The organism is Haloarcula sediminis (genome assembly GCF_035656455.1).
GTDB classification, from domain to species: Archaea; Halobacteriota; Halobacteria; order Halobacteriales; family Haloarculaceae; genus Haloarcula; species Haloarcula sediminis.
Genome location: NZ_JAYMGA010000019.1, coordinates 1 through 9329 on the forward strand (window position 1 = coordinate 1; position 9329 = coordinate 9329).

General features: G+C 58.4%; 8 protein-coding genes. 2 read left to right on the forward strand and 6 right to left on the reverse strand.

What is annotated here, in order from left to right; genetic code table 11:
- The first annotated feature begins 343 nt into the window (after positions 1 to 343).
- Both VJ162_RS18320 and VJ162_RS18325 read left to right on the forward strand, forming a co-directional pair.
- Positions 344 to 1663, forward strand: a complete 1320-nt coding sequence (locus VJ162_RS18320; protein WP_324666270.1) for a hypothetical protein — start codon at positions 344 to 346, stop codon at positions 1661 to 1663.
- A 1124-nt stretch (positions 1664 to 2787) separates the two neighbouring features.
- Positions 2788 to 3213, forward strand: a complete 426-nt coding sequence (locus VJ162_RS18325; RefSeq protein ID WP_324666271.1) for a hypothetical protein — start codon at positions 2788 to 2790, stop codon at positions 3211 to 3213.
- 207 nt (positions 3214 to 3420) lie between these two features.
- Here the strand turns inward: VJ162_RS18325 and VJ162_RS18330 are convergent, their stop codons facing one another.
- The 6 genes from VJ162_RS18330 to VJ162_RS18355 form a co-directional block, all read right to left on the reverse strand.
- The gene (locus VJ162_RS18330; RefSeq protein WP_324666272.1) at positions 3421 to 3747 is read right to left on the reverse strand and encodes a hypothetical protein; all 327 of its coding nucleotides are present in this window, start codon (positions 3745 to 3747) and stop codon (positions 3421 to 3423) included.
- 227 nt (positions 3748 to 3974) lie between these two features.
- A complete protein-coding gene (locus tag VJ162_RS18335; protein WP_324666273.1) occupies positions 3975 to 5135 on the reverse strand; it encodes a hypothetical protein in 1161 nt (386 codons plus the stop codon).
- Positions 5132 to 5959: a hypothetical protein gene (locus tag VJ162_RS18340; RefSeq protein ID WP_324666274.1), complete on the reverse strand. Its 828-nt coding sequence runs from the start codon at positions 5957 to 5959 to the stop codon at positions 5132 to 5134. The genes VJ162_RS18335 and VJ162_RS18340 overlap by 4 nt, the downstream gene beginning before the upstream one ends.
- Complete coding sequence (locus VJ162_RS18345) at positions 5956 to 6864, reverse strand: hypothetical protein (RefSeq protein WP_324666275.1); 909 nt, start codon at positions 6862 to 6864, stop codon at positions 5956 to 5958. Before VJ162_RS18345 ends, VJ162_RS18340 begins: the two co-directional genes overlap by 4 nt.
- Positions 6865 to 6868: 4 nt before the next feature.
- The gene (locus VJ162_RS18350) at positions 6869 to 8620 is read right to left on the reverse strand and encodes a twin-arginine translocation signal domain-containing protein (protein WP_324666276.1); all 1752 of its coding nucleotides are present in this window, start codon (positions 8618 to 8620) and stop codon (positions 6869 to 6871) included.
- Between the two features lie 2 nt (positions 8621 to 8622).
- Entirely contained in the window at positions 8623 to 9051 is a 429-nt protein-coding gene (locus VJ162_RS18355; protein WP_324666277.1) for a hypothetical protein, read from the reverse strand.
- Positions 9052 to 9329 lie beyond the last annotated feature (278 nt).

The following is a 9329-nucleotide window of genomic DNA, read 5'->3' on the forward strand; positions in this document are numbered from 1 at the left end:
GGTAGTTCAGGGTAGTATAGGAAACACTTAACCCGGATGCCTCTCTGATACCTGGTAAGTCAAAAACACCGCGAGAACCCAACGGGCCACCACAATCTTTGGCAGGATTCCGGCCCGCTGGGACTGAATGAGCAAACACGGCCCTTGCCGAAAAAGGTTGTGTTCGTTGCTCTCACGGTGTTTTTGATTAATTGCCGTGAGAAATGACGAACGGAAAAAGCACGACTGAAACGCCGAACCGCGCGACGAATAACCCGGACTGCGAGAATCCCTTTTGTGTCGAAGGCGGAGAAATTGAGACTCCCGAAGGCTGGATGTGCGCGGAGTGCGCGGGGGTCCTGAAATGAGCGACACCCTGCACGACACGACCGGCATGGGCATGGGCTCGAAACTCTCCCGAGAGGTGAACCCGTGCGACACCGACGCGGTGATAGAGGCGATAGAACGGCCGAATCAGTACGAGCCCGACCAGACGAAAGTTGTCGAGACGCCGAGCGGCACCTTCGAGGAGAAAACGGTGCCAGACCACAAATGGAGGTATCTCCCGAAGATGGACCTCCCCGGCTTTGGTGAGCTGGGCGACGACTGCGGCGACTCGATAACTCAGTTTTGCGAGTGTTGCGCGGATAGTTGGTCGGTCGGTTCGACGTGCGGACTCTCAACCTGCCCGCGCTGCGCGCAGACGTGGGTTCGAGAATCGGCCACTCAGATAGCGAGCAAACTCAAAGGTGTCTGGGCGAAAATGTGGTCTCAGGACTCCGAACACCCGTATTTTCAGCATTTAGTGGTAGACATCCCCGACGACTGGGAGCTAGGCGGCGACCCGGAGACAATCTACTGGCGAACCTTGGATGTCATCAAGGAAATCATGGACGCTATGGGAATCGCAGGGGTCCCGATTTATCACCCGTACCGGGGAGACGAGGAGACTCCCGACGACCGCGGCGAGTGGGCCGACCGCCTCTTCTCCGATAAGGACTGGTCGGAGGTTTCGGACGAACTGGAGTTCGACCCCCACTTCCATATCATCGGAGTGGCCCCGTTCGTGGATTGTACCGGTGTCGAGAGAATCCAGTCTGAGACGGGCTGGCCTATCCACCGAATCACTCAGGAAGATAGCAGTATCTCAATCGGGTCAGATTACGATATGGCCGGAGTCGTGGCTTACTGTCTCTCTCACGCCGGTATCTACGAGGATACGAACGGCGATATGTCGGCGGCCGCGCACACCAGGATAGCGGAGCGCCCGTGGAGTAGCAAAAACGCATGGATGGATGGGGACGCCCCCGAAATCCTAGACCGGACGCGGGAGCAAATGGACAAGATTGTCCGCTCGGTCGCGCCGAAGGTCCTCGGTGTGGAGTTTTCGACCGTCGCCTGTGTTCGGAAAGTTCCAGAGGAGAACGCGGCGAACACCGAGCTATCGCTAGCTCAGAATTACGACGAGTTTTCGGGCGATGGGGACGGCGACGGCTCCGGGGCCGAGGAACCCGAGCCCGAGCCGGAGGAAGATGTTACTCTCGTCACCTGCCAGGGCCGCGCCTTGCACATTGAGCGAGCCCCGGAGTATCTGAATAACGACGACTGGCGCGAATCGGCCGACTATGCCCGCGATTTGGAACAGAAATATGACGAATATCTGAGGGAGAACGGCGTAGCCTGACAGATTCCGCACCCCGGCCCGCTGGCGGATAGTGACAACTTTCTTTCTATCAACCACTTTCTGATAGTTCTTGTATCTGAGTAGACCAATCTCCCGACAGAATCGACTGACTGCTATCAGTTTCAATCTGGCCTTGAAACCTATCAAAATGCCGTAATAGAAACAAAGGTTCCAAATGAAATAGACAAATCGGCCGCCGTCTGGCGATTATGACCCCCCTTTTCGGAACCGTTTCATCTGGAGTCTAAGGCGTCTCCCCCTTCTCCCCCGGTCTAAACCCGTCTCACAGGGCCTATGCCGCTGTTTTGTGATTTGGGGGTGAATCTCGTCCCCCTTAGTTTCGTATAGTGGTCTGTAATGGGCCAAAATTTTCGCGCTAGCCGCTGCGGTTGCGGTAGTGAGCGAAGCGAACGGGCTGTTTATGCTCTATCTTGCCCGCCCCGCTGGGCAGCATTCTGGCTGTCTGCGGCGCTGTGAGCGCCCGGAGCGGCCGCAGGGCCGCGAGGAGCGCGGACCCAAAACGTGCGCGACTTGACGCGCGCGAGGTAGCGGTCCGCGGGATGGGCTGTGGGCCGCGCGGTCGCGGTCGCCGTCGAGGAGAGGAGCGGCCGCAACTGCATAACGACGGGCCGACCGAGCGGAGCGAGGGACACCCGAGGTTGCAGCTGCGGCCGCGACGGACCCCGACCGGAACTAGAGCTCTAGATCCACGTCGACGCCGGACACCTGGAGGCGAGTAGCCGCGACACCTGGAGACGCAGCGCGACGGCGACCGTCCAGGTGCCGCGCAGCGAGGGACCGAACCGGCCGCAATATGGGCGATATGGCGGAATATGGGCGTATAGAGGTACGTGCAGCCGTATGTTCCGGGGGCGAACCACGGGGTAGCGTCCGGCGAATCGGGCCAATAGCAGAAATTAATCTTCTATTCTATTTCTTTTCTTGAGCGTGGGCCGTGGGCTATGGGCCGACACGGGCGCCTCAGATTACGACGTCTTTCTGAATCCTCGTCGAGAGATGTACGGAAGGTTAGATAATTTTGCTTAGGTGTATCGACGAGGATTGAGGCGATATAGCCGAACCTTGCATAAGATACAAGCCGCTAGGGTTGCGTAATATGCAATGTGCCACGAACCCAGGATACCCTAGCGAGCAACGAAACGATAGATACCGCATACCCGAACGAGATTCAGGTTGTCGAGATACAGAGAGACGAGCGCCCGCCGCTGTACGAGTTTCGAGCGCCGCTGTACAGCCCGAAGGACACCGATACGACGCCCCGATGGGAGAACCCGCACCACGCCCGCATGTACGCCGCTGTGTACGTCGCTGTGGGGACGTTCAGAGAGGAGAAGACAGGACGGCGAGGAGTACCGCCAGAAGTCCAGAGAGACGGACAGGAGGCAACGATAGCGTACCTTACGACGCAGGACGGAATTAGCACCGACTGGCTAACGAACTTCTACGAACTCCCCGAGCAACGAATCTACGAGTACCGTAGTAGAATCCGAGCCCGCGCCGAGGAACACGGCGAGGAAAACGATGACTGAATGTGACACAGACGGATGTGAGCGAGAGACGCCGCCCCAGTGGTCTCTCTGTGGAAAGTGCTACACTGAGCAGGCTATGTCTCAGTGGAATTTCTACGCCGCAGAATACCACTCAAACAGATAGCCACAGGAATCAGGACGAGTGAACCCACCGACGAATCAACTCCGGTTGCGGTCTATCACTGTGAACTGAAACCACGGTTGCCATCAGAAAACGTCTGAAATCGAGATTTTCGCCTGCTGTGTATCTCGGTGGTCTCCGCCGCCGTGCCACCGGACCGTGGGCAGCCTCGACGCCGCTACCGTCGTGGTATCCAACACCTGACAGCCACGGCCCCGAATCCGATAGACCGCGAATCCGTACCGGCCGCCTTCGCTCTGTAGCTTCTCGTGATACTTCCGGTATATCTTGAAGTTCCCCGGCTGGCCGTCCGCGTGCGTCCGTTTCGTCGCTTTCAACTCCCACGGGGTGCTGCCCTTCTCGGCGTCTTTCCAGCTAGCGCGAGCGAGTTGCAGCCCGTACTCGTCGGCCATGTGGTACTCGCACGCCGTGCCCCATTTGTTCGCTCGGTGGCTCGGCATTCACTCGCTCCCGCGCCTCGCACGCGTCTTATATATCAACTCCTCGCCATTTCTCGGGCTCGGCCCATCGGTCGCTGTCGCTCCCGTAGGGACGACAGCCGGTGATGGGCCAGAGAGTGAACGCCCTATACAGATGGAGGGGGGTGCGGTAACGGTAACACCTTCACAACCCGCCGCAGTCATGCGGTTAGCTCCTCCACTCTGTGAAGTGCGTCGGTATGCTCACTATCTTCCTTCTGCTCTTTCCGTCTATTGGATACCCATTTGTAGCTGTAGGGCGTGAATTTGGCCGCCTCACGGGTTGAAATACCTTCTTCGCCCGACTTCACAGCGGTCCAAACAGCCACATCCCAAGCAACGGATTCCGGGTCTGGTTTTTCGCCCTCCTCGTCGTCTCCCGTCCATGACCATACTGCCGGGTCGTTGGTGTCGTACCTCCAGTCCGTCTGTGGGATTCCGTCGATTTTGAAGCGCTCCTCCCGAATCTCCCCGCTCTTGATTTTGTCCGCTACGACGGCCTGCTTCTTGCTCGTCTTCTTGATGACCACACCGAGACGCCATAGGAGCGGGTGAATGCTGCTCTCATCGTGAGCGACGTAGATTAGCATACCGTCGTATTTGCGGATTTTGAACACTAACGGCCCCATCTTCGTCCTGACGTTGTATCCACTCTTTCCGGTCCCGCTGCCGTCGCTTGAGAATTCGTCTCCGATAAAGAGCTTCGTCTGTTGCTCGTTCTCCAGTGGGTCCCCGTCCTGCTGAACCCACTCCTCCATGCTGCGATAATTCGGTACGAACCCGTCACGCGTCTGGCCGTCGCCATCGGTCCACTGCGTCGTTTCTCGAAGCGTCGGTATGTTGCTCGCTATCTGCTCGACCCCGAGAAGGTGTTTCGCCCGCTGGCCCAACAGCCCACACAGGTCCGTTTTACCGGTCCCCATCTCGCCAATGATGACGATGACCGGGGCCGGCGATTCAATAATCTGGTCTAATTTCTGAATCGCTTTCATCCCGGAGATATCGGCCCGTTCGTTTTGGTCCCCGGTTAGGTGCTTGAGAGACGGCATATCACCGCTATCAAGTGCGCTCCGGGCCGTCTCTGTGGCCGATATCGCCCGTATCTCCTGAGTCTCTGCGAGGTCTCGCGCCTGGCCTGGCATCGAGGCCGTATCCTCCGCCTCGGTCGGATCGTAGTTCGCTGCCTGAATCGACAGGAACCGCGAAATCTCCGGGTCCCGAACTATCCCGGTGTGGGTGTGCGCGTCGGCATCGCGGACTCCGTGGCCTTCCTGATGCTCTCGGTACTGTGCTGGCGTGTAAACGTCGTTGTCGTCGGTCATTCCTCAGTCCCTCCGTCGGTCGCTGCTACCTCACTGGCGCTCGCTCCGGCCGCCTCTGCGACGTTCTGAGCCGGTCCCTCTGGCTCCGGGTCGGGCGCTCGCGGGTCCGCCCCATCCTCCTCTGGCTCCAGGGTCGGGAGGTCGTCCGGGCCGTGCCCCTTGGCGTTCTCCTCGAAGTCGCTGAACACGTCCTTCACCGCCGATTCGTCCATCATCTTGCCCTTCTCGCGCGCCTCTGCCATGCTATTGATAAGCCGCTTCTGGATGTCCGCGCCGTACTCGCTCACTGAGTCTCGCAGGATACCCAGCGCGATATGCGACTCCGTGAGTTTCCCGTAAATCGCTTCCATGTGGCTCTTAGACGTGAGTAGCTTGGTGTCCTCTGTCTCCTCCAGCCAGACGCCCTTAACCCGAATCCCCTGCATCTCCTCGTCTTCCTCGAATTCCTGAACGGCCCAGGCTGACCCTCCGTTGACCGGGTACGGGTTCGCTCCGTCTACCTTCTTCTCGCGCCACAACTCGGGTTCGACATAGTACTTCTCTATCTCGTCGGACAGCCCGTTGACGTGGTGGACTTCCACCATATTCCGATTTCGGAGCTTGCGAATCAGCCAGACAAAGAATCCGAAGGTAGGCGGCCCAAGTAGCAGGAAAGCGGCGAACCAGCCCATGAATATAGGAGGAACGCCGGGGACGCTCGGCCGAATCCAGATGAGCGCGATAGCGAGCGACACCAGGAGGCCAGCCACGAGCAGCTGCGCCTCGGCTACGATGTAGGTGATACGGTCCGACCAACTGCTGAACGTCGTGCTTAGTCTGCTCATGCTCGAATCACTCCGGATTCCTCCTGCCAGACGACCCAACCGGCCGCGGCCGCACTCATTAGCATAGCGAGCGCCACACCCGACAGAACCCCGCTGGTCCCGCCGAAGCTCTCGAACGGGTTGTTAGATGGCTTCCCGGTCGAAACGCCGACTCCCTGCCCCATATCTCGGGACTGGGCCGTCGTGAGTGATACCGAGGATTCCCCGCTCTGAACCATTGTCCCGAACCTGATTGTGGTGTGGCCCTGCAACAACCGCTCCTCCCGGATAGCGAACTGATAGCTCCCCTCCTCTCCCTGCGTGGATTCTGTGATGGTGAGCTTCACCGGCCGGGCTCGGTCGTTGTAGAGTTCGAGCGTGAACGTCCCGGCGCTGTGGCTCCAGTCGGTGAGGACGACGTTCGGGTCTATCCGCTGGCCGGTGACGTTGCCGGTGTCGTTCGCCGTCTCGGTGCCCTCGACGCGCTCCCGGATTTCAGTTTCCAGCCGGTCGGCGCGGTCGGTCGGCGTGGCGGTCTCGGTCTGCTCGTCTAGATCCGCTCTGGTCGGCGTGGCGGTCTCGCCGTACCAGCCCGGCTCTAAACCGACCTGCTCCCACATCATCCAGTCGGTAATATGGCTCTGCTGAGTCTCGTTCAAACCAAATTCGTCATCGTGCGACGGTGAGACAGCGTAGACTGCATCAATCTGTTTTTGCGTCAGGTTTGACGGGTCCGTGTGGACGTAGCTCGTCAACTGCTCCGGCGTGGTATTCTCGACTAAACACCCCCGGTAATCAGACTGATTCTCATACTCGCTGAGGTCGTCACAGTCCGCGGGTGCGCCGGATGCGACTCCCGGCCCAAAACCCACGACGAGAGCTAGCGCTAGCGCTACTCCAATCGCCAACGAAAAAATGCGTGTCATGGGTCTAGCTGCTGAGGGTGTTGATTCCCAGTGCGGTCAGTCCGAGGACAAGGGCCCCGCTAATCATCTGCTGGGGTGAAAAATCACCGATAGAGACGCCAGGGCCGCTGCTGTTCTGAGATTCCTCGTACTTGTCTATCTGTTCCTTGTATTTCTCCTCTCGCTGCTTCCACTCCTCCTCCGTGAGATAATTGTCGTCTGTCTGTGCCTTGCTGGTCTTGGAGTATTCGGCGCTGTCGACCTCCTCGCCGTCCGAATCGGTGAACGATTCGATGGTAAACGGCTCGTCCAGTAGGACCGTGACGTTCTTCGTTTTCTCGCGCTCGCTGTAGAACTGGACTGCGGTGATGGTGGTGATAGCGGTCTCCACCTGGTCGGTGATGTCTGCGGTCCATGTCCCGTCGCCCTGGTCACTGAAGTCGCTTGAAGCGAGTTCGGCCGTCTCTTGAGCTCCGGTTTCGATGCCGTAGAGCGTGGACGGGTGGGGCTCCTCGGTGAAGGTGACGGTACCGCCGTCTACTGCCTCCTCGTAGGCTGACCAGTTGCCGTTTGCCTCACTCACGTCGTACGTGAGATAGTAGTCTTTTGAGTCGTTGGACGGATTGATACTATCGCCCGCGTTGAGGGTTGTCTCTGCCGTGACTCCGAGCGACCCGTACAGCGTTGTGTCCGTGGAGTCTATCGTAATCTCCGCCTCTCGCTCCAGATTTATCGGGATATTGAGCGCCATCAAGTCCGCGATAGCCTGATTATACCCCTCCTTGTCGGTGGTGATGTTGGCGAGTTCGTCGCTAGTGAGCAACTCGCCGGGTTCAAGCGTCCCCGCCTGCACCTCAGAATAGACGTTAGTGACCCAGGTGTCGAGGCCGGTCTTAACCTCTGAGAGCTTGGCGGTTAGGGTTGAGTAGAGGCTGTTCCACTCGCTGAATATGAGGTAATCAATTTCTCCCTGACCAGCAGTTACCCTAACGGCGATGTCATCAAATTCACTTACCGTTATCTGAGTGGGGTCGTAATGAGATACGTTTGAGCCGCCGGTCTCGATTTGATTCACGGTGAAGGTGGACCCGTCAGGCATATCGACCGAAGCCGTATCCATCGGGTCGATTATCTGTCCGGAATCAGGAACATCAGGATATGAGCCACCGGATGTATTTCGTTGGTTATTGATGATGTTGTTAGCGGTTAGTTCTGAATGGTTAGAGGCAGCACTGTAGAGGTTGAATAGCTCAGAGACGCTTTCATTCCACGACTTGAGCAGATTCTTCTCTATAGTGGTAGCATGCGCTTCCGCGGCATCTTTCGCCGCGGCCAGTACTGCCGACTCCGATTCCTGATTATTGAGTGCGGAGAGCGCGGCCATCTTTCCCTTTCCGTAGAGTGTATTCTGATAGCCGCTACTGATGATATTCCGGTTATCCACGAACGTGCTAGCGTTAGTGGATTTCCGGGTTTGTACGGTATTATGTATCTGATTTTTGAGTGAGTCAGCGGTAAGACCTTCCGCTGGGTCATCAGCGCCGACCACCTCATATTCACGCAGCGCCCAGCCGACCGCGGCTGCGCCGCCGACCACGGCCGCGCCGACACAGACACCACCGCAGGGTAGCGCCTCAGCCTCACCGACCGGTCCGCCGTCGAGCGCAGCCGGGGCGACGGCCGCGGTCCCCGCCGCGCCGACGGTCTTCAGCAGGCCGCGCCTGCTGAGCGTTGGGCCGTGGGCTTGGGCCGAGTCGTCCGAATTATTGGCCGACATGATTACCCCACGTAGGAGATGTACACCGCGGCAGCGGAGACGTACAGCGTCGCCACGAGCCGCATCATGTCGTGCCACGTCACTAAGTCCGCGACGACCGGGACGAAGACGTAGAGGACCGGGAGCAGGAGCGCGGTCCCGATAGCGGCCTTCTCGCCGTCGCTCATGTCGGTTTTACTGTTTGCGAAGTTCGTGAATCCAATCCAAGCGACACCGGCCAGGACGACGAGGAGCGCGACCGAGATACCCGCACCGCCGACGGTCCACAGCGCGGCCGTGAAGTCGTAGCCGCCGAAGACCTCGATTTGCCAGCTGAAGACGCCGAAGATGAGCGAGGAGAACAGCGGGAGCAAAATGAGCGCCCCCATGTCGATAAGGTCCACTTCGTTGTTCATCGACGTGGAACCCATCAGGGTGTTTCGGACCCCCATCAGTCCGCCCTCTCCGTGTTTGCGTTGTTGATGTGTGAGATACGACGTGCAGGAACTACGTTTTCGTGCATTGGTCTGTCTCCTGCCTCCGGGCGCTCCCATCAGCAGACACTCTAAACCATTTCAGTGGAACTAGAAGATACTTACGGAGACTAGAGAATACCTAAGAACACTTTAGTAACACGGCCGACACTATCAAACCCCATGCAGGTGAAAGGGTTGGTTAAGAAGTGTCTGACAATGGATAAAACTACGCAGAAAACGACTGTCACGATACC